Annotated in this window: 20 protein-coding genes; 7 read left to right on the top strand and 13 right to left on the bottom strand. The window is 73.3% G+C overall.

The window, feature by feature from the left end:
* Positions 1–8: 8 nt before the first annotated feature.
* The 4 genes from ACZ4A5_RS18550 to ACZ4A5_RS18535 form a co-directional block, all read right to left on the bottom strand.
* Positions 9–167, bottom strand: a complete 159-nt coding sequence (locus tag ACZ4A5_RS18550) for a hypothetical protein (RefSeq protein ID WP_467584613.1) — start codon at positions 165–167, stop codon at positions 9–11.
* A 141-nt stretch (positions 168–308) separates the two neighbouring features.
* Positions 309–1,505: a cytochrome P450 gene (locus ACZ4A5_RS18545; RefSeq protein WP_467584611.1), complete on the bottom strand. Its 1,197-nt coding sequence runs from the start codon at positions 1,503–1,505 to the stop codon at positions 309–311.
* A 16-nt stretch (positions 1,506–1,521) separates the two neighbouring features.
* Complete coding sequence (locus tag ACZ4A5_RS18540; RefSeq protein WP_467584608.1) at positions 1,522–4,785, bottom strand: ferritin-like domain-containing protein; 3,264 nt, start codon at positions 4,783–4,785, stop codon at positions 1,522–1,524.
* Positions 4,785–6,236: a flavin monoamine oxidase family protein gene (locus ACZ4A5_RS18535; RefSeq protein WP_467584606.1), complete on the bottom strand. Its 1,452-nt coding sequence runs from the start codon at positions 6,234–6,236 to the stop codon at positions 4,785–4,787. The genes ACZ4A5_RS18540 and ACZ4A5_RS18535 overlap by 1 nt, the downstream gene beginning before the upstream one ends.
* Before the next feature lie 457 nt (positions 6,237–6,693).
* Here ACZ4A5_RS18535 and ACZ4A5_RS18530 point away from each other — a divergent pair, with 457 nt between their 5' ends.
* Positions 6,694–7,581 carry an NAD(P)-dependent oxidoreductase gene (locus ACZ4A5_RS18530; RefSeq protein ID WP_467584603.1) on the top strand — a complete coding sequence of 296 codons (888 nt, stop codon included), beginning with the start codon at positions 6,694–6,696 and terminating at the stop codon, positions 7,579–7,581.
* Positions 7,578–9,122, top strand: a complete 1,545-nt coding sequence (locus ACZ4A5_RS18525; protein WP_467584601.1) for an FAD-dependent oxidoreductase — start codon at positions 7,578–7,580, stop codon at positions 9,120–9,122. Before ACZ4A5_RS18530 ends, ACZ4A5_RS18525 begins: the two co-directional genes overlap by 4 nt.
* Here ACZ4A5_RS18525 and ACZ4A5_RS18520 read toward each other — a convergent pair.
* From ACZ4A5_RS18520 to ACZ4A5_RS18500, 5 genes are all read right to left on the bottom strand, one after another.
* Positions 9,089–11,488: a GH92 family glycosyl hydrolase gene (locus ACZ4A5_RS18520; protein WP_467584598.1), complete on the bottom strand. Its 2,400-nt coding sequence runs from the start codon at positions 11,486–11,488 to the stop codon at positions 9,089–9,091. The two genes, ACZ4A5_RS18525 and ACZ4A5_RS18520, sit on opposite strands and share 34 nt — an antisense overlap.
* A gap of 217 nt (positions 11,489–11,705) precedes the next feature.
* The gene (gene proP, locus ACZ4A5_RS18515; protein ID WP_467584730.1) at positions 11,706–13,229 is read right to left on the bottom strand and encodes a glycine betaine/L-proline transporter ProP; all 1,524 of its coding nucleotides are present in this window, start codon (positions 13,227–13,229) and stop codon (positions 11,706–11,708) included.
* A 290-nt stretch (positions 13,230–13,519) separates the two neighbouring features.
* A complete protein-coding gene (locus ACZ4A5_RS18510) occupies positions 13,520–13,837 on the bottom strand; it encodes a hypothetical protein (protein ID WP_467584595.1) in 318 nt (105 codons plus the stop codon).
* Positions 13,838–13,929: 92 nt separating this feature from the next.
* Complete coding sequence (locus tag ACZ4A5_RS18505; RefSeq protein ID WP_467584591.1) at positions 13,930–14,853, bottom strand: anti-sigma factor RsbA family regulatory protein; 924 nt, start codon at positions 14,851–14,853, stop codon at positions 13,930–13,932.
* Between the two features lie 244 nt (positions 14,854–15,097).
* The gene (locus ACZ4A5_RS18500; protein ID WP_467584588.1) at positions 15,098–15,493 is read right to left on the bottom strand and encodes an STAS domain-containing protein; all 396 of its coding nucleotides are present in this window, start codon (positions 15,491–15,493) and stop codon (positions 15,098–15,100) included.
* Between the two features lie 365 nt (positions 15,494–15,858).
* Here ACZ4A5_RS18500 and ACZ4A5_RS18495 point away from each other — a divergent pair, with 365 nt between their 5' ends.
* Genes ACZ4A5_RS18495 through ACZ4A5_RS18485 form a run of 3 tightly spaced genes read left to right on the top strand, consistent with a single transcriptional unit; the run spans position 15,859 to position 17,143 of the window.
* The gene (locus tag ACZ4A5_RS18495; protein WP_467584585.1) at positions 15,859–16,119 is read left to right on the top strand and encodes a hypothetical protein; all 261 of its coding nucleotides are present in this window, start codon (positions 15,859–15,861) and stop codon (positions 16,117–16,119) included.
* Positions 16,116–16,718, top strand: a complete 603-nt coding sequence (locus tag ACZ4A5_RS18490) for a PRC-barrel domain-containing protein (RefSeq protein WP_467584582.1) — start codon at positions 16,116–16,118, stop codon at positions 16,716–16,718. Before ACZ4A5_RS18495 ends, ACZ4A5_RS18490 begins: the two co-directional genes overlap by 4 nt.
* Entirely contained in the window at positions 16,718–17,143 is a 426-nt protein-coding gene (locus ACZ4A5_RS18485; RefSeq protein WP_467584579.1) for a PRC-barrel domain-containing protein, read from the top strand. The genes ACZ4A5_RS18490 and ACZ4A5_RS18485 overlap by 1 nt, the downstream gene beginning before the upstream one ends.
* A gap of 70 nt (positions 17,144–17,213) precedes the next feature.
* Here ACZ4A5_RS18485 and ACZ4A5_RS18480 read toward each other — a convergent pair whose 3' ends face one another.
* Positions 17,214–19,562, bottom strand: coding sequence for a glycoside hydrolase family 65 protein (locus ACZ4A5_RS18480; RefSeq protein WP_467584577.1), 2,349 nt, complete (start codon positions 19,560–19,562; stop codon positions 17,214–17,216).
* A 613-nt stretch (positions 19,563–20,175) separates the two neighbouring features.
* Here ACZ4A5_RS18480 and ACZ4A5_RS18475 point away from each other — a divergent pair.
* A complete protein-coding gene (locus ACZ4A5_RS18475) occupies positions 20,176–20,889 on the top strand; it encodes a YoaK family protein (protein ID WP_467584574.1) in 714 nt (237 codons plus the stop codon).
* 70 nt (positions 20,890–20,959) lie between these two features.
* Complete coding sequence (locus tag ACZ4A5_RS18470; RefSeq protein ID WP_467584572.1) at positions 20,960–21,328, top strand: cupin domain-containing protein; 369 nt, start codon at positions 20,960–20,962, stop codon at positions 21,326–21,328.
* Positions 21,329–21,366: 38 nt separating this feature from the next.
* On the opposite strand, the gene ACZ4A5_RS18465 is transcribed toward ACZ4A5_RS18470, so the two are convergent.
* The 3 genes from ACZ4A5_RS18465 to ACZ4A5_RS18455 all read right to left on the bottom strand — a co-directional run bounded on the left by ACZ4A5_RS18465 (position 21,367) and on the right by ACZ4A5_RS18455 (position 26,127).
* Positions 21,367–21,984 (bottom strand): helix-turn-helix transcriptional regulator, encoded by a 618-nt coding sequence (locus ACZ4A5_RS18465; protein WP_467584568.1) that lies wholly within the window; start codon positions 21,982–21,984, stop codon positions 21,367–21,369.
* A 226-nt stretch (positions 21,985–22,210) separates the two neighbouring features.
* Complete coding sequence (locus tag ACZ4A5_RS18460; RefSeq protein WP_467584567.1) at positions 22,211–23,098, bottom strand: TIGR03621 family F420-dependent LLM class oxidoreductase; 888 nt, start codon at positions 23,096–23,098, stop codon at positions 22,211–22,213.
* A gap of 8 nt (positions 23,099–23,106) precedes the next feature.
* Positions 23,107–26,127 (bottom strand): condensation domain-containing protein, encoded by a 3,021-nt coding sequence (locus ACZ4A5_RS18455; RefSeq protein ID WP_467584565.1) that lies wholly within the window; start codon positions 26,125–26,127, stop codon positions 23,107–23,109.
* Positions 26,128–26,144 lie beyond the last annotated feature (17 nt).

The raw sequence follows: 26,144 nt of genomic DNA, 5'->3' as shown, positions 1-26,144 counted from the left end.
CGTCTCGATCAGGCGCTGACAGTGCTCCAGCGGTAGTGCTCCAGCCACTTGGCGCGGTTCACGCTGACGGCGGCGGCGACCCGCCCGCGGTAGCCGTAGGCGGCGATCAGACAGCCTTCGCGCAGCGACCCCTGCGCGATGACCACCTGGTCGGAGAAGGCCGGCACGCCGGCGGACTTGATGGTGAGGCCCTGACCGCGAGTGAGGCCACCGCCCTCTCCTTGTTACGCCTGATGGCGGAGTGGCGCGACCGCTGTTACTCCGGCCGTGTGGAGCCGGGTGCAGCCGGGTGGAGGGGAGCGGCGGAGTCAGCGGGTCAGCACCGGCAGCCGCGCCGGTCCGTGGAAGACCAGGTCCTCGGCGTAGACCGGCTCGCCGGCCAGGGCGAGCCGGGGCAGGCCGCGCAGGAGCTCGGTGAGGCCGATCTCCGCCTCGGCGCGGGCGAGCGGGGCTCCCACGCAGTAGTGGACGCCCATGCCGAAGCCGCTGTGGCGGCGCGCGTCACGGGTGAGGTCCAGGCGGTCGGGGTCGGGGAAGCGCTCGGGGTCGCGGTTGGCCGAGCCCAGCACGAGGACGACGCGGCTGCCGGCGGGGACCGTACGGCCGCCCAGCCGGCCGGCCTCCCCGGCCTGCCGGGTGATCATCTGCACCGGCGCGTCGTAGCGGACCAGTTCCTCCACGGCGTTCACCGTCAGCTCGGGCCGCGCGCGCAGCGCCGCGAGCTGGCCGGGGTGGGCGAAGAGGGCGAGCAGTCCCTTGCACAGCACATGGGTCGTCGTCTCGTGCCCGGCTGTCAGGAGGTGGACGCAGGTGCCCACCAGCGTGTCGTCGTCGGCGGAGGATGCCCCGGCGTGCTCCAGCATGGCCCCGATCAGATCCGTGCCGACGGCGGGCCGCGCCCGGCGCCGGGCCAGTTCCGCGCGGAAGTAGGCGTCCAGTTCGCGGGCCGCGGAGTCCGCGACGGCGAAGCCGTCGGGCCTGCGGGCGACGCGTGAGGCGGTCGCCTGCTGGAGATCCAGCGCCTGGGCCCGGAACCAGGCGCGGTCCTCCCGCGGCACGCCCAGCAGTTCGCTGATGACGAGCAGCGGGAAGGGCGCCGCCAGCCGTTCGACGAGATCGGCCTCGCGCTCCTCGCCCAGCGCGGTGACGAGCGAGACCGCCAGCCGCCGGATGCGCGGGCGCAGCGCCTCGACGATGCGGGGCGTGAGGCTCCTGGCCACCAGCGCGCGCACCCCGGTGTGCCGCGGCGGGTCCATGAAGACCATCCAGTTGGCCACGGTCCGCCTCAAGTGCGGGCAGCCGGCGGGGATACGGGCGGTCTGGGTTCCCCGCCCGTAGCGCCGGTCGGCCAGCACGCCGGCCACGTCGCGGTGGCGGAAGACGTACCAGCTGCCGTCCGGCCCGAGGTGCACCGGGTCGCTCTCGCGGTAACGGCGATAGCAGGGGTAGGGGTTCGCGAGGGGCACGTCCGCCGTGCGGAACGGGCCCGGGGGCCGGGACGTCACCACCGCACACCTCGCCTCATGGCCGGGAACCGTCGCCTGCCCGCCGGAAGACCTCGGCGTAGAACTCCATCAGTTCGCAGACCCCTCCGGGGACCGGGCCGCACTTGCGTGCCGCTGCCGCCAGATGCGTGAAGCGCAGGGCGAGGGAGCGGCGTGCCACGTCGGGGCGCGGGCACGCGGCGGGCGCCGTATCCAGTTCGAACGTCGGCCCCGCCGTCCTGCCGCGCCGCCCCGAGTCCATGGTGACCAGCAGCTCCGCGAGCGGGCGCATCATGCCGGTCATCACGTCGATCGAGGCGTTCATCAGCTTCGAGCGCCGCAGGCTCGCGTCCGGGCTCTCGCCGAAGTGCTGGGCCATCAGCTGGAGCATCAGGTGGTACGAGCGGTTGAACAGCCCCGCCACCGCGCGGGCTTCGGGATCGGTGATCACGCTCCGCGCCCCGTCGCGCGCCCGCAGCGTCGGGTTGCGCAGCACCGGATACGCCGGGGACCACGGCACCGGGTGGCCGTACGGGCCGGGCACCCGCTCGGCCGTGAGCAGCTCGCCCATCCGCAGGAACGTCCTGAAGTGCGACATCTCCGTGTGCTCACCGCCACCGGTGGCCGCCCCGCCCTCGCCCTGCTCGGTGATCAGGTCCACGGCGAAGAGCGCGCTGGAGAGGTCGTCGACCTCCAACTGATAGTCCGGATGAGCGGTGTTGACCGATTCCCGCAGGAACAGGTGGTGCTCACCGCCCCCGCGCCCCTTCTCCACCAGGAACAGGTCCGGCACGCGCCGCAGCCCCTCGCGCACCCCCGCGTACAGCTCGCTCACCGACGTCCAGGTGAAGCCGCCGCCCCGGCCGGGCGGGCGCCCGGCCTCGCGGCGGATCTCCGGGACGAGCGCCGCGGGCTGCTCGATGGCGATATAGCGCTGCACGCTGCCGGTGCTCAACGGCTCCAGGGCGAAGTCCAGCGGCACCGGCAGCTCGTCCGCGAGCGTCGCGAAGTCGATCACCGGGATGTGGAACGGCTCGCCCATGGCCGTGATGATGTTGTTCACCAGCAGGAAGTGGATCATCTCCTCGCGGGCCACGGTCAGCAGGCTTCCGCGCATCCCGTCGTCCAGCGTCTCCCCGCCCCCGCCGCACGCGAGTTCCAGCTGCTCCGGCGTCCAGCGGCCGTCGCGCACGTAGGTGAGCGCCGCCCCGTGCGTCGGGAGGGAGAAGGCCGCGTAGAGATACTGCAGCATCACCGCGAGCTCCAGTGCGGCCGCCTGCTTCAGCACGGCCCACAGCTCGCCCCGCGTGGTGATCGCCGGCTCCGGCGCGAGGGGGCCCGGGGCGGTCAGGGGCGGGCGGACGCGCGCCTGGACGTTGCGCAGATACGCCAGCAGCAGCCGGGCCTTGGGGTCGGAGAGGTCACGGGTCGGCGGCATGTAGTACGTCTTCGACTTGTTCGCCGGATCGCACATCTGCCAGACGAGCTCGGCGTAGGTCTCGACCTTGCAGCGGTCGGCGAGGCTGAAGACCTCCGAGCGCATGAAGGAGGACACGTGCTCGTAGTAGGCGAAGACCTCCCGGTACAGCAGGTCGAAGCCGACGTCCTCACGCGGCACGTCGTCCAGGTGCCAGTCGTCCGGCAGGACGCGTACGGCCAGCGAGCCGGCGCCCGCCCAGTAGCCGAGCGCGTCCTCGTCGTCGTACGTCCGCCAGGCCGAACCGGGCGTCTGCGGGTCGACGGGCGGCACGTCGGCGGGGCTCGCGGCGAGCAGCACGCGGCAGGTGCCCGCGCGTTCGCCGCGCAGGGTGAGCGTGCCGTGCCCGCGCGCGTCGGTCTCGACCACGCACTCGCCCGCGTACGCCTCCCCGGCCCCGCGCGTCCCGAGGACGGTCGCGTCCTGGCAGCGTGCGCCGGTGGCACCGGCCCTCCGGTCGCCGGGCAGGGCACGGGGGTTGAAGAACTGCCGCACGTGGACCTTCCCCGGGCTCGCCGGGCGGCCGCGCACGTAGGCGCGCACCGGGACCTCCACGGCGTGGTCGTGCCCGCGCGCCCGGTCGCGGTGGTGCAGGACCAAAAGCGCCTCGTCCGTCTGGATGTTGGCCTCCCGCTCGGTCAGCAGCGTCTCGCGCCGGCCCGCCGCGCCGATGCCGGTCAGATACAGCGCCTGCTCCTCGGCCTCCCGCCAGCCCGGCTCGGCGGGCACCGTGACGATCCCGGATGTCGCGTCGGAGGGGTACGCGCCGGGCGGCACCCGGGCGATCAGCCGGCCCGTACCGGCCGTGCGCAGCTCCAGCTCCCCGGCGTCCAGCGGAGGCCCGAGCCGGTGCAGCGGGCCCGGGCCCGGCTCCGGCGCCCGGGAGGCCAGCGGCACGGCCGAGAGCATGTTGAGGACGGCCCGCCCCCGCGCCACGTCGACGGTCATGTGGTGCAGCGGCGCGCGCGGCCGGGGGACGAGCAGCCGCCCCGCCGGATAGCTGCGCAGCTCATGGGCGTGCCAGGGCGCGACCGTGCCCCGGACCCGCCAGACGCTGGGTGTGCCGGGGAGCCGCGGCGAGGCCATGTTGTCCAGCGCGAGCTGCACCACCACACCGTCCGCCCCGGCCTCCAGCGCGGCGCGCAGCGCGCTCACGGCGGGGGAGCGCGCCGCGTCCGGGAGCCAGTCGAGCTCGTCCGCCGGTACCACGAACTGGTGGACGGCGCAGTAGCGCAGCTGCGCGGCCAGGAAGTGGTCACCGACGTCGCGGATGTGCCCGAAGTCGACCCAGCGCGGCGGGTGCAGGCCGCTGACGCCACCGGTGAGGAGATAGCCGTCGTCGTGCGAGCGGCCCCGGCGGCCGAGCCCGAACCGGCCGACCATCAGCGCCGTCGTCCAGCGGGAGGCCGGGTCGATGTCGAGGACCCGCGCGCGGTTCACGGTTGTGCGGAGGTAGGGGTTGTAGTGGCCCCAGACGTCGACGCTGCCGCCCACGACGGGATCGGCGCGGGCGGCCCGCCCGTCCCCGGTCTCGGTGCTGACGATACGGGCGTCCAGCCAGAAGTGGCCGTTGCCGTCGAAGTTCCAGCCCTTGGCCGCGCTGAACTCCCCGTGCGGGTGCGGCCGTCCGTCCCCGTCGAAGCGGGGGCCGCGCCGGTGCAGGAAGGCGTGGTACTCGGCGGCGGGCCGGTCCGCGGGGAAGGGGCCGTCGTCGGTGAGCGCCCGGTTGGCGGCGAGGTCGACCAGCCCGCAGCGCGGGCCCGTCGGCAGCCGGGTCGTCGCCGTCCCGCCGAAGTGCAGCCGTGGCAGCTCGAACACGCTCATCACAGGGCTCCCGCGGGGTCGTGGTGGCCGGACGCGGCCGGTGCCCGGTGCCCCATCCCGTAGCCGGCGAGTCCTTCGACGGCCGCCAGGGCCGATTCGACCGCCCCCTCGATCCAGGCGGGGGCCGTGGAGCAGTGCTCGCCCGCGAAGAACAGCCGGTTCACCGGCCGCGCCGCGCGCGCCCGTTCGGCCTCGCACTCCTCGGGGCCCTTGCCCCAGCGCGTGGCGCATCCCACGCTCCAGCGGGAGCCGTCACCCCAGGCCGTGCTCACGGCGTCCAGCACCATGCCGGGCCGCAGCAGCTCGGGGTGGAGCGCTCCGAGCTCCTCCAGGACGAGGCGGTGCCGGCGGCGCGGCGACAGGCGGCCGAGCCGCGCGGCCTCCTCCCCGATGGTGTAGCTGGCCAGCAGCGCCGCTCCGCGCCCGGGCGTGCCTTCCACGGCGGGGTAGTAGGTCTGGCGGATGTTCCCGCCGGTGTACGAGGCCCCGCCCTCGATGCCGTACGACCGCCAGAACGGCTCCCGGCAGTGGAAGGCCACCTTGGTGGCCGGGCAGTAGTGCACGGCGTCCAGCACCGCCAGCTTGTCGGCGTCCAGGCCGCTCAGGCGTATGCGCCGCAGCACCGGGAACGGCAGCGCGCAGACGGCGAAATCGGCGCGGCGCACCGTGGTCCGGCCGCCCGCGCGCACCCGCACCAGCACCTCGTTGCGCCGGGACCGCAGGCCCACGACCCGGTGCCCGAGCCGCACCGGGCCCGCCAGCCGCGCCGCCAGCGCGCGTGGGAGCCGGTCCATGCCGCCGCGCAGCCGCAGCAGCGAGGGGCCGGTCTCGGTGAGGATGTCGTCCAGGAAACCGTTCAGCCGCCCGCTGCACCCCGCGCGCAGCGCCGGGTGCGCGGCGAAGAGCGAGTGCAGGTCGACGCGGTCCCCTGCCGCGCCGCGCAGGTGCGGCAGCAGGTCGACGCACGCGACCAGGTCGAGGAGCTGACGGCGCAGGTCGTCACGGAGCGCCTCGCGCAGATCCGGTGGCGCGATGGCGTCGACGACGGCGGTCAGCCACGCCCCGACGACCGTGACTTCGTGGGCCTGGCTCGATCCCGGCCGGTGCGCGGCCAGTTCGCGTCGGAAGCCCGCGCACAGCGGCCGGGCCGCTTCGCGTATCCGTACGAAGCCGTCCGCGGTGCGCAGATAGGCGTTCTCCTCCGACAGCAAAGTGGTGAACGGGCGCAGTTCCCCTTCGAGCCCCAGCCGCCGGATGTATTCCAGCGTGCGCCGGTGGCGGGCGGGAATGCGCATCGCGCCCAGTTCCACCGCGGGCGCGCCGGGCCCGGCGCCGAAGCGGTGCGTGTGCACGCGGCCGCCGACGCGCCGGCTGCCTTCGAGCACTTCGACGCGGTAGCCGCGCCGTTCCAGTTCGTACGCCGCCACGAGCCCGGCCATTCCGGCACCCATGACGAGGACACTGGGCCCCTCGGACCAGGACTTCTCAGGTCCGTGAGCATGCCGATCGCTTAACATGTCGAGCGTTCCCCCCCCCGCCCTTGCAATGCTCGGCAATCCCTTTGGAGAGCTCTACAGGAGTTTCATGTGCCCTCGTCCGGGAGTAAGAGGGTTTCAGGGCATCTTGAATTTGACAACTGGAATTCAGGGGTTCACCGATGAACTGCGTAGGCCGGGTACGCGCATTGCCGACGGGTAAAGGTCGCGCTGTCCGGTGGGGCTTTTAGCGGACGCGCGCCGGGTTTCCTTTTCCGCGAGCCCTCCGCATGCGCCCCTTGTGCGCCCTGCCGGGGAATTCCCCACGCGTAGCGAGGTGTCGCCGGGGAAGAAAGAGGTGAATGCCGGACGCGAGGGGAACGCGAGGGGAATACGCGTGGTCCCGCATTGATGCATGAGGCAGGGGGGAATCATGTGTGCCGATGTGACCGTACTCGGCCTGGGGCCGATGGGCGCGGCGCTGGCCGGCGCCTTCCTGGCCGCGGGCCACCGGGTCACCGTCTGGAACCGGACACCCGGCAAGGCGGGCGCCCTTGTGGCCGAAGGCGCCGCCGAAGCGCCCTCGGCCGCGCGGGCCGCCGCCGCGAGCCCGCTGACGGTGGTCTGCCTCGCGACGTACGACGCCGTCCACGCCGTCCTCGCACCGGCGGCCGGCGAACTCGCGGGGCGCACCGTCGTCAACCTCACCTCGGGCTCGCCCGTCCACGCGCGGCGGACGGACGCCTGGGCCGGGCGGCACGGCATCCGCTATCTCGACGGTGTCGTCATGACGACACCGCAGGGCATCGGCACCCCGGACGTCCTGCTCCTCTTCGGCGGACCCCAGGCCGGCTTCGACGACTGCCGCGGCACCCTGGCCGCCCTCGGCGACCCGGTGCACCTGGGCACCGACCCCGCGCTGCCCTCCGTCCACGACACCGCGCTCCTGGCCCTGATGTGGGGCACCCTGACCGGCTGGCTGCACGGGGCGGCGCTCCTCGGCGCCGACGGACCGGGCGGCAATGTGACGGCGACGGCCTACACAGCCGTGGCCGACCGCTGGATGAAGACCGTCCGCACCTATATGACCACCTACGCGCCGCACATCGACGCGGGCCGGTACCCGGGAGGCGAATTCCCCTTGCGACTCCACCACATGACGATGGACGTCGTCGCCCACGCCGGCGAACTGCGAGGAGCGTCCTCCGGGCTGCCCGAGCTGTGCCAGGGCCTGGTCGGGCGGGCGATCGAGGCCGGCCACGGCGACGACAGCTTCGCGCGCCTGATCGAGTTCATCCGCAAGGACGGTGGTCCGGCATGAGCGCCGCGAGGGACGCGCGCGACGTCGTGGTCATCGGCGGGGGACCCACCGGGCTGACCCTGGCCGTCGCCCTGCGCCGCTACGGCATCGACACCGTGGTCGTCGACAAGAGCCCCGGCACCAAACGCGACTCCCGGGCCAGCGTCATCTGGCAGCGTGCCATGGAGGCGCTGCGCGACCTCGGGTGCGCGGACGCGCTGATGAGCGAGGGGCTGCCGCTGAGCAGGGCCGACTTCCATGTGCGCGGCCGCCCTGCCGGGAGCCATGAGATGCACATGCCGGAGACCGCCTACCCCGGCCCGCTCTCCATCGAGCAGGACGCGGTCGAGCGCCTGCTCCACGGCCGCCTCCGCCAACTGGGCCCCGACGTCCAGTGGTCCACCGAGGCCGTGGCCGTACGGCTCGGCGGGGAAGGCGCCGAGGTCGACCTGCGCGGCCCCGACGGCCGGACGCGCACGGTCGGCTGCCGGTGGGTGATCGGCTGCGAGGGCTCCCGCAGCGTCGTGCGCACCTCCCTGCGCATCCCCTTCGAGGGCGAACGCCGCGACAACCTCCAGTGCCTGCAACTCAACGCCAAACCCGACTGGAGCCACCCCTACGACCCCACGGTCACCCGCATCTTCATCAACCACGGCGTCACCCTGATCGCCGACGCCGTCCCCGGCGGCGGCACCCGGTTCTTCGCCTTCTGCCCGGACCCCGACCCCCGCATCCAACAGCCGCCGACGCCACAGGAGATGGAGGCCACGGTCGCCCGCGCCACCGGCGAACCCGGCGTCCGGCTCGTGCCGACCGACCCCCACTGGGCGAAGCGGTCCCGCTGCCAGGACCGCCTGGCGGCCACGCTGCGCCAGGACCGGGCCCTCCTCGCGGGTGACAGCGCCCACCTCTGGGCACCGATCGGCGGCCGCGGACTCAACACCAGCCTGCTCGGCGCCCACAACCTCGGCTGGAAGCTCGCCGCCGTGCACCACGGCTGGGCCCCCGACGCGCTGCTCGACACCTACAGCGCCGAGCAGCGGCACACGGCGCGCGAAGTGATGCGCCACATGCGCCGCAACGTCCTGGAGCTGCCCCCGAACCGCGCCACCCTCGCCGCGATCGGCCTGCTCCTCCCGCACGTCCTCCGCAGCGAACGCCTCGGCCACCGAGGCGCCCTCCTCCTCAGCGACTTCGCCAGGACCCACCGCGCGAGCGCGCTCTCCACCGGCCGCGGCGGCCGGAGCGGGCCGCGTCCGGGCGACAGGCTGCCCGACCTGGCCGTGACCAGCGAGACCGGCCCGGGCCGCCTGCACGACCTGCTCTCCTACCAGCGCTGGTCCCTGCTGCTCACCGGGGACGGCGGCGACATGCGCGAACTGAGGAAGCTGACCGAGAAGTACGTGATGCCCATCGCGCTGTTCCGGATCCGGACGGAGCGGCTCCCCGACGGCACCCTGCTGCTCGTACGCCCCGACGGACACATCGGCCTGCGCGCCCGGACGGCCGACGCCCGGGCGCTCGGGTCCTACCTGGACCGGTGGTTCGCGCGGAGGAGGTGACGGGCCCCGCGGTGGTCACCGGCGGCGTGTGTCTCCCGCAGCCCCGTCGTGTCCGACGGCGGTACGGAATCCGGCGCGGAGGCCCAGTCGGTGTGCGGGCGGCTGTCCAGCGTGTAGTCGAGGCGGCCGCCGTGGCGGAGCGCGCCGAAGGCGATCCAGGACTTGTCCCACGCCCGGCCGTCGACCTCCAGCGCCCTGACGTACGGCGCGTCGGCCCTGGCCCCCGGGGCGTTGACGACCAGCCGCCGGCCCTCCGGCAGGGCCAGCTCCGCCCGGGGGAAGAGCGGGCTGCCGAGCACCAGGGTGTCCGTCCCCGGGGTCTCGGGATACATACCGAGCGCGGAGAAGACGTACCACGAGCTCATGGCCCCGAGGTCGTCGTTGCCGAAGGACCCGGCGGGCGCGTTGGAGTAGAGCGTCTGCTGGATCCGGCGGATCAGCCCTTGTGTCTTCCAGGGCTGCGCGAGGTAGGCGTACTGCCAGGGGATGCCCATGCTCGGTTCGTTGCCGAGGTCGGCGTTGGTGCCGCTGGGTCTCCTGAGGTCGGTGAAGAGGCTGTCGAGGTAGTCGCCGTACGCCTTGGGGCCGCCCCGCGCCGCGATCAGCGCCTTGAGGTCGAAGGGCACCATCGGGGTGTACTGGGCGGAGGTGCCCTCGATGAAGCCGTACGCGGTCGCGGGCGTGAAGCGGGGGGCGAACCGGCCGTCGGCGAGCCTGGCCTGGAGATAGCCGGTCCGCGGGTTGAAGAGGTTGCGCCAGTCCTGGGCCCGCGCCGCGAAGCGCCGGTACGTGTCGGGCCGGCCCAGGGACCTGGCCAGCGCGGCGAGCGCGTAGTCCGCGCTGTCGTACTCCAGCTGGGTGGAGACCGGACCGTAGAAGTTGCAGCACCCCCAGGCGGCGTGGTCGGCGGGGAGATACCCCTTCGCGTCGCGCACCGCCTCACCCGGCCGGTTCGCGTTGGGCTCGGTCGCCTCGCGGACCAGCGCCTCCAGCGCGTGCGCGGTGTCGAAGCCGCGGGCTCCGAAGGCATGGGTCCCGGCGATGATCGCGGCGGCCGGGTCCCCGGCCATCACATGGCTCTCGCTGTTGTTCTGCGCCCACTTGGGGAGCAGCCCCGTCTGGTCGTAGCCGTTGAGCATCGAGGTGACCGCGTCGCTCGCGGTCCGCGGCGCGACCATCGCCATCAGCTGCGCCTGGGAGCGGTAGGTGTCCCAGCCGGAGTAGTTCGCGTACTGGGCCCGCTGCCCCGTGGCCAGTGTGTGCGTCCGCCCGTCCATGCCCGCGTACTGGCCGTTGACGTCGGAGAAGACGTTCGGGTGCAGCAGCGCGTGGTAGAGCGCGGTGTAGAACTGCACCTGCTGGTCGTGGGTGCCGCCGCCGATCCGCACGCGCCCCAGGACGTGGTTCCACGCGTCGTGACCGCGCTGCCTGATGTCGTCGAACCCGCGGCCTCCCACCTCGTGCTCCCGATTGCGGGCGGCGTTGGCGTCACTGGTGTACGAGATGCCGACCGTGGCGGTGACCGTCCGGGCGGCCCTCGTGTCGAAGGTCAGATACATCCCGCCCGTAGCCGGCGCCGGGGGAGCGGACGGGGCGCGCCCCTTCTCGGTGGTGAGGGTGCGGCGGCCCGGCTGGACCGCGCCGTCCGTCCAGGTGCCGCTGTCGGTGAAGGGGTGGTCGAAGCGGATGTCGAAGTGCAGGGTGTAGTGGTTCTTGGCGCCGCAGAAGTGACCGCTGTCGACCGCGCCGACGACCTCGTGGTCACCGACCGCCCGGGCGCGGGTGCGGTCGACCGGCGCGGCGCCCTCGCTGAGTTTGAGCAGCAGACGGGAATCGGCGCCCCGGGGGAAGGTGAAGCGGCCGAGTCCCGCCCGGACCGCGGAGGTCAGCTCCGTGGTGATGCCCAAGTCGTCGGTCACGCCGTAGTAGCCGATGCCGGTGTGCTCGTGCGCGTGGCTGAAACCGGACACGGCCTCGCCCGGGTTCACCGGCAGGCGGCCGGTGACCGGCAGGATCGGCACGTCCCCGGCGGCCCGGCAGCCGGGCCCCGACAGGTGGGTGAGGCTGAAGCCGGAGATCTTGCTGTCCCGGTACTCGTAGCCCCCGCCGAACGCGCGGTGCGGGGCGGTGTCCGGGCCCCACTGGAGCATGCCGAACGGCATGTCGGGGCCGGGGAAGGTGTTGACGGAACCGGCCGTGCCGATCAGCGGGTTCACCAGCGAGGCCGGATCCTCCACCGGCCCGGGCACGGCGGCCGCCCGCCCCGTGCCGAGCAACTGCGCCGGCATCAGCAGCAGGCCCGAGACCACCGCCCCGGCCAGCCGCCCACGGCGTCGCGGCCACCCGGGCCGCCCGCGTCCCACCACGACTCACTCGCCTCCACGGTGCCGGCCGGAACGCGCCGCGTCGTCATGCGCGACGGCAGCGGGCCATGCGGCTGATCGGATTGTCCTCAGGGATACGGGCAGCGTCGCATCCGCCGCCGAGGCCCGGCCGTCGACCACGCCCAACGACTCCGTCGTTCGGCCCAACGGCGGCGGAGCAGGGATGTGACGAGGCGTCAGCAGCGGGAAGCGGGGCCGGTCACCCCTCGTCGTGGTGCCGGTGGTGCCTCGGGTGCCGCAGATGCGTCCAGATCTCCCTGGCGCGCCGCCCGGCCTCGGTGCGGCTGTCCGCGACCAGCAGCCGGGCCTGCTCCGCCGTCTCCACCATCGGCCCCGACCCGCGCAGCGGCTTGCCCGCCGTCTCGTGCAGGAAGAAGGCGGAGACGAAACCGATCGCCCCCGCCGCCATCAGGTAGTAGGCGGGGATCATCTGATCGTGCGTCGACTCCAGCAGGGCGGAGACGGCCAGCGGTGTGGTGCCGCCGAAGAGCGACACGGAGATGTTGTACGAGACGGACAGGGCTCCGTAGCGCAGCGGGGTGGGGAAGAGCGCGGGCAGGGTCGAGGCGGCCGTACCCGCGAAGCACACCAGCAGCAGCCCGAGGATCAGACAGCCGAGCGCCGGCAGCAGCACCCCGTCGGCGCGGACGAGGAGCAGCGCGGGAATGGCCAGCGCGACCAGCGCGGCGCTGCCCGCCATGAACATCGGCCGCCGGCCCCAGCGGTCGGAGGAGTGGCCCACGACGGTGATGGTCAGTGCGACGAGGATCATGGTGCCGAGGATCAGCAACTGGGCCGTGGTGGCGTCCTTGCCGAGGGTCTCGGTCATATAGGTCGGAAGGTAGGAGGTGACCAGGTAGCTGGTGACGTTATAGACGACCACCAGCCCCATGCAGATCAGCACCGCGTGCCAGTGCCGGGTGAAGATGGTCTTCAGCCGCCCGTGGCCGGACTGGCGCGCCTCGTCCACCTCGTGCGGCTCGGGGCCGACGGCGCCGGGCGGGCGCGCCTGGGCGGCCTCGGTCTCGGCGCGGAAGGCGGGCGTCTCCTCCAGCCGCATCCGCATGTACAGGCCGATCAGCCCGAGCGGCCCGGCCACCAGGAACGGCAGACGCCAGCCCCAGTCCGTCATGCCGCCGGTGCCGAGCACGGCGGTGAGCACGGTCACCAGGCCCGAACCGAGCGCGTATCCGACGAAGGTGCCGAAGTCGAGCCAACTGCCCAGGAAGCCACGGCGTTTGTCGGGGGCGTACTCGGCGATGTAGGTCGTGGCACCCGCGTACTCGCCGCCCGTCGAGAAGCCCTGCACGAGCCGGCACAGGAGGAGCAGCATGGGCGCGGCGAAGCCGGCCGTCGCGTAGCTCGGCAGGAAGCCGACGGCGAAGGTGCTGACCGCCATCATGATCATTGTGGCGGCGAGCACGCGCTGGCGTCCGATGCGGTCGCCCAGCGGGCCGAAGACCAGGCCGCCGAGCGGCCGGACGAGGAACGCGGCGGCGAAGGTGCCGAAGGAGGCGACCACCTGTGCGCCGGAGGAGCTGGAGGGGAAGAAGACCTTGCCCAGGGTGACCGCCATATAGGCGTACACCCCGAAGTCGAACCACTCCATCATGTTGCCCAGCGCGGCGGCCAGCACCGCCCGGCGGACCTCGGGGCGGTCCGTGACCGTGACGTCCGCCATCTCCAGCGGGCTCTTGCCGCGGCGCAGCAGGATGCGGAGCATCCGGTCGGTGGCCACCGCGCCCCCGCGCGAGGGGGCGGGTCTGCCGGGCTTGCGAGTCTTCTTGCGATCGGCGCTCATGGTCACCTGTCGGTGGGTCGGGATCCGGGTCACCCCTGGGGCTGGCGGGGCATATGTCTATGCATGGGGCATAACTTATGTTTCATGCATTGAACATCGACCGGGCTCCCGCAGGCCCGTGACCGGGCCCGTGGCGGCGTGGAGAAGCCGCCGACCGAGCAGCTGCCGCGTCTCTCACAGGCTCCGGGGGACGTGCGAGCCGGGCCGCTCCGTCAAGGGCGGTCGTCGCTCTGCCCGCACACCCAGGCCAGCGCGCCGTGCACGCCGTAGAGGTAGTCGCGCGGCACGGTGCGCTGGGCGCAGTCCTCCATCTGCACCAGTACGGCGTCCACTTCCGCCGTCAGCAGGCCCATGCCGGGGGTGCCGTCGCAGGAGGCCCCCGTGATCGGTGCCGCGTCCCCGCGGCCCAGCGCCCACAGATAGCCTGCCAGGGCGCCGCGCGAGAACTGTGTCTGGCGGTCCGGTCCGGCCGTGGCGGCGTGCAGCCTCTCGAACGCCGTCGCGACCTGCTCACGGGGCCGCGTGCCCACGGGTGTTCCTTCGGTGTCCATGCGTTGTGTGGTCATACCCTTCGTCTGACCTCTGGCGGGAGCGGCATGCGTGCCCGCTCCCGGCCGGGGCGTCACCGGCGCAGGGAGAAACGCGTAGTGGTGCCGTGGGTGTGGGTGTGGGTGCGGACGAGATCGGTGAGGCAGTGGACGAGGAGGAGCCCGCGCCCGCCGGGCCTGCCGGGCAGGGGCGGGCGGCGGCCCGCCAAGGGGTCGTCCAGGTGCCCGCGGTCCTCGACCTGGCAGACCACATGGCCGTCCTCCGCCCAGATCCGCAGGGTGCCCTGCCCGCCGCCGTGGACCACGCTGTTGGTGGTCAGCTCCGCCACCGCCAGCTCCAGATCGCTGTGCCGGGCCCGGGGGAGGCCGAGCCCGGCGGCGAGGCGGACGGCGCGGTGCCGCGCCTCCGGGAGGTCGGCCATGGCGAAGGAGAACGCGGTGGCCCCGGCGGGAGGGGGCAGCGGACGGTTGTGCCGGGCGAGGGCACGGCCGGGGTCGTAGGCGACGCTGCCCCGCTCCCGGCCGCCTTCGACGACCACGGGGTGGGTGGCCCGGGCGTCGAGGAGCGCGCCGGGGGAGAGCCGGCCGGTGTCGTAGGGGCAGACGATGGTGACGTCGCGGCCGCTGAACGCCTCGTTGATCAGGGCCTCGTGCTGGACGCAGGCGGGGTACTCCGCCGTGGTGCGGCCGGCCCAGACCGGCTCGCCGACGATCCGGACATGCCGGTCGGGGTGGGCGTCGGCGAACGCGCGCAGGACGCGGGGGATGATCCGGCCCGGGTTGCGGCCCGCCTCCTCCATGTCGACGAGCCGCACGGCCGGGTCCGCGGTCCCCAGGGCCTGGCGCAGCAGGGCGAGGTTCCCGCGTGGCACGGCCACCGCCACCGGTTCGCCGAGGGCCAGCCCCTCTTCGACGAACGGCACGGTGCCGGCGAGGTATTCGGCGTCGTCCCGGTAGAACAGCGCCCTGTGCGCGAACGGCTCGGACGCGGACGTCATGGCTGCTGTCGCGTCATGCGGGAAGGGGGAGGCCCATGTGACGTCCCGTGCACCCTGCCAGGCAGTGGACCGCCGCCGCGGCATACGCGCCTCCCCGCCCACGCACCCGCGGCGGCCCGGCCGGAGCCGGGCTCACGCGGAGCAGAGGAACCATAGTCATCAGCCTCCAGCCGGACGTGTGCCCTGCTGTCGGCGCTCCCACTCACCTTTCTTTTCCGAGCCGCTGTTCTTTTCTGAGCCGCTGTCAATTGAGAGGGCCGATGTGCCGCGGCCCGGCGTCGGCGGGGGGATCGAGGCGGTCGAAGCACGCGTCGACGGAGGCGGTGGTGGCCAGGGCCTGGTCCATGCCGGTGAGGGTGAGCACGTGCCGGACGTGCTCGGCGGGCGCGGCCAGGCCCACCCCGCCGTCGGCCTCCCGGGCGTGCCGGTGCGCGGCGAGGAGGGCGTTCATGCCGCGGGAGTCGCAGAAGGTGAGGAGTGAGCAGTCCAGCACGATCCATCTGTGCCCGCGCCTGAGTGCCTTGGCCACGGCCGCGGCCAGGACGTCCTCACTGTCCAGATCGAGCTCGCCCGCCAGCCGCAGCACGAGTTGGTCGTCCCGCTCGCGGTGCCTGGGGAGGGCCACCAGCCTGGTGTTCACGCTTCTTCCTCCTCGTCCTGCGCGGTCACCGCGACCGCGTGCGACCGTCGCGATCATCCTGCCCGAGGGGCCCGGGCGGGGCCCTGTCTCACCGTCGTGACGCTCCTTCGGCTCCCGCCGCGCGGGCCGGTGCGAAGGAACAGGCGGAATATATCCACTTGCGGTACCGGAAAAACTATCGCGGCCAAGAGAGATATGAGGGTGAGGCGAGGTCATTTTCCGGGTGGCTCAGCAAGCCGTGAGGGCCTGGTGGCGTCACTCGCCCGACCCCGCGCCGGGCCGGACGTGCCGGTGGGCGCCAGGGCCGGGCGCCCGCCCGGGCGGCGCGCGCCCCCGGCTCGCAACGTCCTTTTCCCGCACGCCCGTTGAGACGCATCGGAGCCTCCCTCGCGGGCATACGGGACGACACCGGAACACGGCCGCACCGGCAGGTGGCCGGTAAGGATCCGACTGCAACCGACCGGGAGGACACCATGGTCTGGTGGGGGTGGCTGATCGTCGTGATCGCGGGTCTGCTCGCGGTGGCCGTGGCGACAGCGGGCATACAGGTACGCCGACGGGCCGGCACCGTGATCGCGGTGCAGCGCGGCCGCCGTCGCCCCGGCACCGGGGGAGGCGCGCGGTGAACGGCCCCCTGACCCTCGCCTCCGAACTCGGCAAGCGGCCGGTGGTGACGCTCGGCGGAGAGGCCGTCGCCCGTGTCAAGGACACCGTCTTCGACGGCCTGGCCGGGCAGATCACCGGCTTCACCCTCAACGGACTCGGCCTGCTCTCCGGCCCGCTGGCGCAGAGCCTGCCCTGGTCGGGGGTGCACGCCCTGGGCAGGCACGCCGTGATGATCCCGGACCCCGGGGTCCTCATCGACCCCGGCGCCGTCGTCGCCTCCGGCGAGGCGGCCCGCGGAGCCGTGCTCGGCGTGCGGGTCCTGACCGACGACGGCAGGGAGGTCGGCAGCGTCCAGGACGTCGTCGTGGAGAGGGACGGCCGGGTCGCCGGGTTCCGCGTCGCCGCCGCGGAACCGCCCGACCGCCATCGGCACAGCCTCTTCGTCCCCCGGGGCGAAGCCCTGGCCGCCTCCGGCCAGGCGCTCGTCGTGCCGTCCGGCGCCTGCTGCTTCACCGCCGAGGACCTGCCCAGCTTCACCGCCCAGGTCGAGATCTTCCGCGCCCGGCAGGCCGAGGCCGCCGCCGGGCGCGGACAGAGCGGGACGGAGGACGCCCGGTGATGCTCTTCTCCCACACCCGCGGCCTGCCGGTCGTCACCGCCGAGGAGGCCGTCGAACTGGGCACCGTGGACGCCCTGACGGTCGACACCGACACCAAGTGCGTCGGTCACCTGCTGCTGGCCGGCACCCGGCACGGCGGCCCCTCCGTCCTGCCGTGGAGCCGGGTACGGGCCGTCGGCCCGGACGCGGTCATCGTCCGCTCCACCGTCACCGTGGGCGGCGACCCCGCCGCGGACCCAGGCACCGCCCGGGTCCTGGGCACGCGCGTCCTGACGGACCTCGGCGAGGAACACGGCACCGTCGAGGACATCGCCTTCGACGCCAGGACCGGACGCATCGGCACCCTCCACACCACCCGTGGCAACGTCCCCGGCGAACGGCTGATCGGGCTCGGCTCGTACGCCCTCGTCATAGGCGCGGACTGACCGGCCCGCCGCCACTGACCGGCCCCCCCGCCGCTGCCGGATCACGCGGCGGTGGCGGCGGGCCGGTCAGTCAGCTCCGGCGCGCCGGACGGCGGCCCGCAGGCTGCTCCGGCGCCGGGCGGTGGACCGGCGGGACCACGGGCCGCGTGACGGGCGCCGTGCCGTCCACGGTGAGGGGCCGCCCCGCGTGCCGGATCTCCAGCGGCTCTCCCGCCACCAGCGTGTACGTGGCGGACGAGCCGCGCACCTCCACCCGCAGCCGCCGCCCCAGCACCTGCACGGTGAAGGCCAGCCGCGTGAGCTTCTCCGGCAGCACGGGCGCGAACTTCAGCACGCCGTCCGCCGCGTGCCGCATGCCGCCGAACCCCGCGACCAGCGCCATCCACGTCCCCGCCAGCGACGCGATGTGCAGCCCGTCGCGGGTGTTGTTCTCCAGGTCCTCCAGATCCATCAGGGCCGCCTCGCCCACATAGTCGTAGGCGAGGTCCAGATGGCCCACCTCGGCGGCCATCACCGCCTGGCAGCACGCGGACAGCGAGGAGTCCCGGACCGTCAGCGGCTCGTAGTAGGCGAAGTTGCGCGCCTTCTGCTCCGCGGTGAACGCGTCACCGCGCTTGTACATCGCCAGCACCAGGTCGGCCTGCTTGACCACCTGCTTGCGGTACAGGTCGAAATAGGGGAAGTGCAGCAACAGCGGGTACTGGTCGGGCCGCGTCCCCGCGAAGTCCCAGACCTGGTGCCCGGTGAACCCCGCCGCCTGCTCGTGCACCCCCAGCTTCTCGTCGTACGGCATGGCCATCGCCGCGGCCGCGTCCCGCCAGGCGGCGCTCTCCTCGTCGTCGGCCCCCAGCGCGGCGGCCGCCTCCGGGTGCCGCCACACCACGTCGGCGGCGGCCCGCAGGTTCTGCTGGGCCATCACGTTGGTGTAGACGTTGTCGTCCGCGACCGCGCTGTACTCGTCGGGCCCCGTCACCCCGTCGAGGTGGAAGATCCCGTGCCGGTCGTGATGCCCCAGCGACATCCACAGCCGGGCCGTCTCCACCAGCAGCTCCACGCCGGTCGTCCGCTCGAACTCCTCGTCGCCCGTGGCGGCCACGTACCGTACGACGGCTTCGGCGACATCGGCGTTGATGTGGAACGCGGCGGTACCGGCCGGCCAATAGGCCGAGCACTCCGCGCCGTCGATCGTCCGCCACGGGAACGCCGCGCCGCGCAGGCCCAGTTGGCCCGCCCGCTCACGGGCCGCCGGCAGCGTGCTCTGCCGCCAGCGCAGCGCCTCGGCCACGGCGTCCGGCGAGGTGTAGGTGAGCAGCGGCAGGACGAACGACTCGGTGTCCCAGAAGGAGTGGCCGTCGTAGCCGGAGCCGGTCAGGCCCTTCGCCGGGATGGCGCGCCGCTCGGCGCGGGCACCGGCCTGGAGCACGTGGAAGAGGGCGAACCGCACGGCCTGCTGGATCTGCGCGTCGCCGTCGACCTCGACGTCGGCCCGGGCCCAGAAGTCGTCCAGGAACGCCCGCTGCTGACCGACCAGCCCCTCCCAGCCCGTGTCGGCCGCCCCCGCCAGCGCCGCGTCCACCTGATCCCGCACGGCGGGCAGCGAACGCACCCCCGACCAGCCGTACGCGACCAGCTTGTCCAGCCGCAGCGCCTGCCCCGGCGCCAGCTCCGAGGTGACGGTCAGCCGGCTGACGTCCTCCCCGCTCTCGGCGGCGGTACGGGTCCTCGCCGGGCCCGTCACCCTGTGATCCGCGGCCGCCGCCACCCGCAGGCCGCTCCCGCGCGTACGGTGCACCAGCCGCAGCCGCATGTCCGAGGCGAAGCTCTCCTCCGGCTCCAGCGAGGCGTCCAGCGCCGCCGCGGCCCGGGGGTCGCCGGAGCTCTCCGGGAGCTGCTCGTTGGCGACGAGCTCGGACTGCACGACGACGCGGGTCCCGCCGTCGAGCGGCTCCACCTCATAGCGGACGGCGGCTATGGACCGCTGGGTGAAGGAGACCAGGCGGGTGGAACGCACCCGTATCCTGCACCCGGCGGGGGACGTCCACTCGCAGGTGCGGTGCAGCAGCCCGGCACGCAGGTCGAGCGTGCGCTCGTGCGAGTGCAGCCGCCCGTACCGCAGATCGAACGGCTCGTCGTTCACCAGCAGCCGGATCAGCTTGCCGTTGGTGACGTTGATGACCGTCTCCCCGGAACCGGGATAGCCGTACGCCGACTCCGCGTACGGCAGCGGATGCACTTCGTGCACCCCGTTGAGATACGAGCCGGGCAGGCCGTGCGGCTCGCCCTCGTCCAGATTGCCGCGCCAGCCCACATGGCCGTTGGACAGCGAGAACACGGACTCGCTCTGCGGCAGCACATCCGGATTCAGCCGGGTCTCGCGCAGCGCCCACGGCTCGACGGCATACGAGGAGTGCGTGATCACGCGCGGCCCTCCCGTCCGACGCCGGCCACTGACGAACCGGTCCGGCGGTGCTCCGCGATGATCACTCGGTGCTTTGTCATGAGGGGAGCTTTGCCTCGGGCGGCGGGCGCATGCTTGCGGAGGCCGGGCACCGCATGTGGAGCTCTTCACACCGCGAATCCGCCGCGACCGGGTTTCGGTCGGGACGGCGGATCGCGCGCGGGTACGCGGATAGAGGCCGGACAGGCCGGCTCGATCATGGCCGGCCACCGGGACGGCCTTGTCCTGCGTGCCGCGGTCGCGCGCCGACGCCGTGTGCCGTGCCCCGGCCCCGGCCCCGGGAGCGCGGCGTCCGGCTTCCGCCTCCGGCCGCGCCGAACCGGTCGATTCTTCTTGTCCGGTATGCGGTGGTCCCTGGCGGGATACCGGGGGCGAATGTCCGCGGCGGGTGCCTGACCAGCGCTGCAACCCTTGGAGAAAGGGGGGAACTTCAGTGATCGCCTTGCATGTCAAGATCGCCTTCGCGATGCGCCTGTGATCCACAGGTGTCAACTGGCGTGAAAGATTCCGCTTGTTCGCTGCCCGCCAAGGGGCGCTGATAGGCAGGACCTTTCCGTACAGAAGGAGGCCGACGTTGTCCCGGTCACGTGAAGCGTCCCTCGGCGGCGAGGCGCTGCCGGCGGTCATCCTGGCCCTGACCCTGGTGAGCGGCATGGTGGACGCCATCAGCTTCCTGGGCCTGGGCAGGGTCTTCACCGGGATGATGACCGGCAACGTCGTCGTACTCGGCTTCGCCTTCGGCGGCGTCCCCGGCTACTCCGACCTGGGCCCGCTGGTCGCCATCGCGGCGTTCGTCACCGGCATCGTCCTGGCCGGCCTCGGGGAGCGCCTGGCCACCAGGAGGGGCCGACAGCACTGGTTCTGCTACGTGCTGACGGCCGAGGCCGCTTTCCTCGCCGCGGCGACCGCGCTCGCGTGGCTCGCCCCCGCGCCCGCCCCGGCCGCCCGGCACACGATCACGGCACTGCTCGCGCTGACGATGGGCGCGCACTGCGCCGCCGTCCGCAGGCTCGCGGTGCCCGACCTGGTGGTCACCTTCGGCCTCACCGGAGCTCTGATCGGCCTGGTCCAGGACTCCGCCGGCCTCCGGCACGGCAGCCGGCAGGCGGCCCGCCGGCTCGGGGTCATCCTCGCCCTGACCGCGGGCGCCGCACTCGGCGCGGCCCTCGTGGAATACGCCGGACTCCGCTGGTCCCTGCTGTGCGCCGCCGCGATGGTCGCGACCATCGCGGCAGCGGCCCAGGCGGTGCCGTCGGCACTCAAGCCGTCACCGGAGACGGCGGGCTGAGCGGCCTGCCGCGCGCGACCGCGGAGCCGCTGGCGGTAGCCATGAAAGGCGACTGCTACCTTCCGGTTCCATGAACGACAGCGTGTACGTGGGCAACGCGGGCAAGGACGCGGCACTCGACCGGGGATGGCTGCTCGGGCACTTCAAGGACGCCGGTGATCCCCGGCACAGTGAGGACGTCGAGATCAAGTGGGGCGTCCACCCGCGGGGCGACGAGCGGGCGCGGTGGGTGACCGGCGAGGAGCGTACGGCCCTGCTGGTTCTCATCAGCGGCCGCTTCCGCGTGGAACTGCCCGGCCGCAGCGTGCTCCTCGCCGAGCAGGGCGACTACGTCGTGTGGGGGCGGGGTGTCGGCCACTCCTGGTACGCGGAGGAGGAGTCCGTCGTGCTGACCGTCCGCTGGCCTTCTGTCCCCGGCTACAGAGTGCCCGCCGGGTGACCCGGCCCCGGACCGCGCGGTCCAGGGCCTGAGCTCGGCTACAGGACGCCGGTGCGGAGCGCGAAGGCCACCGCGTGGGTGCGGTTCTTGAGATTGTGGCGGGCCACGAGCCCGTGGATCACGCCTTTGACGGTGCGCTCGGAGCAGCCGATCTCTCCCGCCACCTCCTTCGTGCTGAGGCCGTCGGCGAGCATTCTCAGCACGTCGACCTCCCGCGCTCCGAGGCCCGCGACATTGAGGCCGTGCGGGGTGAGCGCGTTGTCCCTGATCGCCTGGATCTGGCCGATCAGGGACTGCTGAAGCCCGTCACCCGGTTTCGCGTAACCGCTCACGGCCGCCACGACGGCGCGCACGATGGCGTTGAAGGAGCTCTCCCGCCGGTACAGCAGGCCGACCAGCCCGAGTCCGATCGCGCGCAGCATGGAGTGCTCCGGGAATTCGTTGGCGACGAGCACGACGGGCAGTCTGCGCGTCGCGCCGCCGTTCTCACGGCGCGCGCGTTCCACCCGCGTCAGCGTGTCCCCGGTGACCTCGCTCGCCAGCACCAGCAGGACGTCGGCGGCGTGGTGCGAGTCCGAGGGGTGCGGGCTGATCTCTTGGTACGCGGACAACCGCATGATGGCCCCCTCTTCGGTGATGGGGTCGTCTGCGAGCACGGCTACGGCGATCGGCCTTTTCTGCATGGGCGCGTACGGACACATACCAGCACTCCCGGGCATGCACGGATCAAGTGGTCAGGCTCAACGTAACGCGATGGAATCTTGTGTTCCATACACCGAGTGTCAAGCTTTGCCCGGGGTCGTACGGTTGGCTCCTCTCGTTTTCGGCCACTCCATTCCGGGGGAAATGACGCGCCGTAATCCCGTGTCCAAGCCCGGGAGTTCAGCGCCCGGAGAGTGACGCGACCACCGGCGCGAACACTTTCATGGCCGATTCATGCACGCAGATGTACGAGAAACCGTAGTGATCCCTCCGTTCCAGCAGTCGGTCCGTGATCTCCTTCACAGAGCCGATCAGCACCGTGGGCGCGTCCGCGACCTGTTCGGCCGTCAGATGCGGCATCCGGCGGCGCAGTGATGCGACCGCGTCCTGCCGACGCTCCGTCACCACCACCGCCTGCACAAGGATGTTGCGCTCGATCTCGGCGGCCCGCTCACCCGCGGCCTCGGTGAAGAAGGCCACCCGCTCCGCCACCGCCGCGGCGTCCAGCAGCTCCAGCGTGCCCCGCGTCGCACCGCGCTTGAGCACGGCGCCAGTGAACGCGACCACGTCCGCGTGCCGCGCGGCCAGCCGCAGCACCCGGTCGCCGTTGCCGCCGATCAGCACCGGCGGCCGGGCCGGCGGCAGGGTGTCCCCCAACTCCCGTGGATTGCCCAGGAGCCGCGTCATCCCGGTGACGGCCGCCTCCAGCCGGTCCACCCGGCTTCCGGCCGTGCCCCACTCCACGCCCGCCTTGTCGAACTCCGAGCGCACGTACCCCGTGCCCAGCCCCACTTCGAGGCGCCGGTCGGTGAGCCGGTCCGTCGTCATGACCTCGCGGGCGAGCAGGACGGGGTTCCAGAAGGCGCTGTTGAGCACGAAGGCGGCCACCCGCACGCGGCTGGTCACCGCGGCCGCGGCGACCAGCGCGGGGAAGGGAGCCTGCGTGCCGAGGTGGTCGGGGACCGTGAGAACGTCATATCCGAGTGCCTCGGCGGCCCGGCACTTCTCCGTCCATTCCCGGTGCCCCGTCGCGGAATTCAGATTGACACCGAACCGGAATTTCTTCATCAGCCCGCTCAGCCCCTTCTCGGTGATCCATGGGGTTCCAGGTCGAATACCGGTTCCGGGAGCAGCGCCCCGAATCGGCCGACGATTCCCGAGAGCTCCTCCGCCAGCCACCCGACGGCCTCGCCGCCGGTCCGGTCCCCGCGATAGGCCACCGACCCCCGGAGGATGCCGCCGTTCTCCCCGAAGGTGATGGTGACGGGGAACTTGCTCGTCTCCGCGCGCCGCGCGACGAAGTCCACCGGCGTGATCCCGGCGGTCCCGAGCCGCCCCGACCACCGGGTCAGGCTGACGCTGTTGAGCAGGACGTCCGCGTACGGCGTGTGCCCGGGGAAGCGCGGCGGTCTGAGGGCGCGCACGACGTCGTCGAAGGGGGCGGACCGGTGCTCGAAGGCGGCGATGATGTCTTCCCGCAGCGCCCGCAGCAGACCGGAGAGCGTCGTCTCCCGGGTGCAACGGGAGCGCAGCACCAGGGTGTTGAGGCACGGCCCGACGACGTCCTGGAGAGCGGGCTCCCGGCGGTCGGCCACCGGGACGCAGAAGGTGAGGTCCGCCAGCCCCGTCCACCGGTGCAGGGCGGCGGCCACCGCGGTCGCCTGGATCATGAAGGCCGAGACCTTCTCCGCGCGCTGTACGGGCAGCAGCTCGTGTGCCGTACGGCGGCCCAGGCGCAGCCCGAGGTTGCCCGCGGGCTCGGGGCGCTCGGGCGCGTCGAGGTCGAGCGAGCTGGGGGCGCCCGCCAGCTGACGGCGCCAGTAGGCGAGGCCGGCCGCCGCCCGGGGACCTTCGGCGGCGGCCAGTTCGCGGTACTGCCGCGGCGGCGGGAGCGGTGCCGTCGCCGATCCGGCCGCCTCCGCGTAACACCGCTCCAGCTCCCGTACGAGGACCGGCACCGACTCACCGTCGAGGACGAGGTGATGGACGCACAAGGACAGCACGTGACGGCGCGGTGCCGTGGTGAACAGCGCGGCACGCAGCAGGCGTCCGCTCGCCGGGTCCAGGGCCTTCGCCGCTTCGTCTGCCCACGCGGCCGGCCGCCGGTCCCGCCCGGCCCTGTCCGTGAGGTCCTCCCGCTCCAGCTCGGGAGCCCACGGCGGAGCCACCTCCTGGTGGAGGCGGCCGTCGAGGCCGCGGAAGCGGGTGCGCAGGATCTCGTGGCGGGAGACCAGCAGAGCGAGCGCGCCGCGCAGCGCCACCGGGTCCAGGTCGCCGGTCACGTCCCAGGACAGGGGCACGTGGTACGTCGCGTGGACGGGGTCCAGGCGCTGCGCGAGCCAGATGCTCTCCTGGAAGGCGGAGGCGGGGAACGCGCCCCGGGGCGCCGGGCGGGCCTCGGTCACGGCGGGCGGGGGAGCGGCCCGGCCGCCGTCGACGAGCCGTACGAGCTCGCCGAAGCCGGGGTGCGAGAAGAGGTCGCGCAGGGACAGCTCGACCCCGAAGCGCCGGCCGATGCGGGTCAGCAGCGTCGTGGCGAGCAGGGAGTGGCCGCCGACCTCGAAGAAGGAGTCGTCGGCCGAGGTCACCGGCACGCCCAGCACACGCTGCCAGATCTCGGCGAGCGCGGCGGCGGTGGGGGAGGCGGGCACGAAGTCCGTGGCGGGCGGGGGTGCCGAGGCGGGCTCGGCGGCGGTCCGTACCTCAGGGGCGACCGCGGGCCACACGGCCGGCTCCGGGAGGCCGGGGGCGGGCAGCCGGGCCAGGCCCTCGGCGAGCGTGCTTCCCGGGTTCGCGACCATGTCCGCGACGACGGCGAGGTGGTCGCGCGCCATCGAGGCGAGCAGGTCCGTGCCCAGGGTGCCGCCGGGGTCCTTCCACAGCATTCTGCTGCCGCGGCCGTCCTCGGCGAGCATGACGGTGAGCCGGTGGTCGGCCACATCGACGGGGTCCAGGAGCGTCAGCTCGCACCCCCCTGCGAGCTCGATCCGGCTCACGTCGGCGCCGTCCTCCGGCGCGTGCCCGAACCGCAGGTACTGGAAGACCACTTGGTGGGTGCGGGCTCGCTCGGCGGGTGCCGCCAGGTCCGCTGCCCGCAGGATCGCGGGCAGCGGCAGATCCCCGTGCGCGGTGCCCGCCCGCACCTGCGCGCGCAGGCCGGAGATCAGCTGTGCGTACGTCTGCGTGCCGCGCAGCCGCTGCCGGTACGGCAGGACGTTGACGAAGAAGCCGACCCGGCCGGCGAGGGCCGGATCGGACCGTCCGTGATACGGCGCCGAGACGATGAGGTCGTCGTCGGCGGTGTGCCGGCGCAGGGTCACGAAGAGGGCGGCGAACATGACGGTGAAGTAGGTGGCGTCCAGCTCCCCGGCCAACGCCCGCACCCGCTCGGTCAGTTCCGGTCCCACGGCGCACGGCCACTGGCGGAAGGTGCCCGCCTGGTCCCGTACGGGCAGGGGGCGGTGTGCGGCGGGCCCGGCCAGGGCGGTCCGCCAGTACGCCCGGAGCGGCTCGCCCCCGGCGCCCAGCGCCAGCTCCCACGAGCGCCGGGCGTGGGCGATCACCGGGCCGGGGTCGTCCGGTGCGCCCAGGGGGAGCCCGGCGTAGGCCCGGCGCAGGTCTTCGAGGAGCAGCGGGATCGACCGGCCGTCCAGGACGAGGTGATGGATCGTCAGCAGGATGACGGTGTGGTCCGGACCGCGCAGCACCTCCGCACGGGCGAGCGGCCCGCGGTTCAGGTCGAGAGGCCGGACGGCCTCCTCGACCGCTTCGTCGCGGCCCGTGCCCACGGCGCGGACGGCGAGGGGCACGGGCTCCGAACCGGCCCAGGTCAGCCGGGTGCCCCGGGCGGTCTCGGCCACGCGGGCCCGCAGGGCGGGGTGCCGCCGGGACAGTTCGGCGACGGCCGCCCGCAGGCGCTCCGTGTCCAGCTCGCCCCTGACCTCCAGGGCCAGCGGGACGAGGTGCTCGCGCTGCCCCGGGTCGCGCTGCCAGGAGACCCACATGGCCTCCTGCACGGCGGACAGGGGCAGCGCGTCACCGGGCGCGGACCACGGGGCGGCCGGGGCCGGTGGCCACTGTTCGGTTGTGTCAGCCATCGGTCCTCCAGGCGTGG

It is taken from the genome of Streptomyces sp. NPDC025618 (assembly GCF_055558795.1).
Note: the sequence above shows the minus strand (reverse complement) of the source record. Positions and strands in the feature narration are given on the sequence as shown.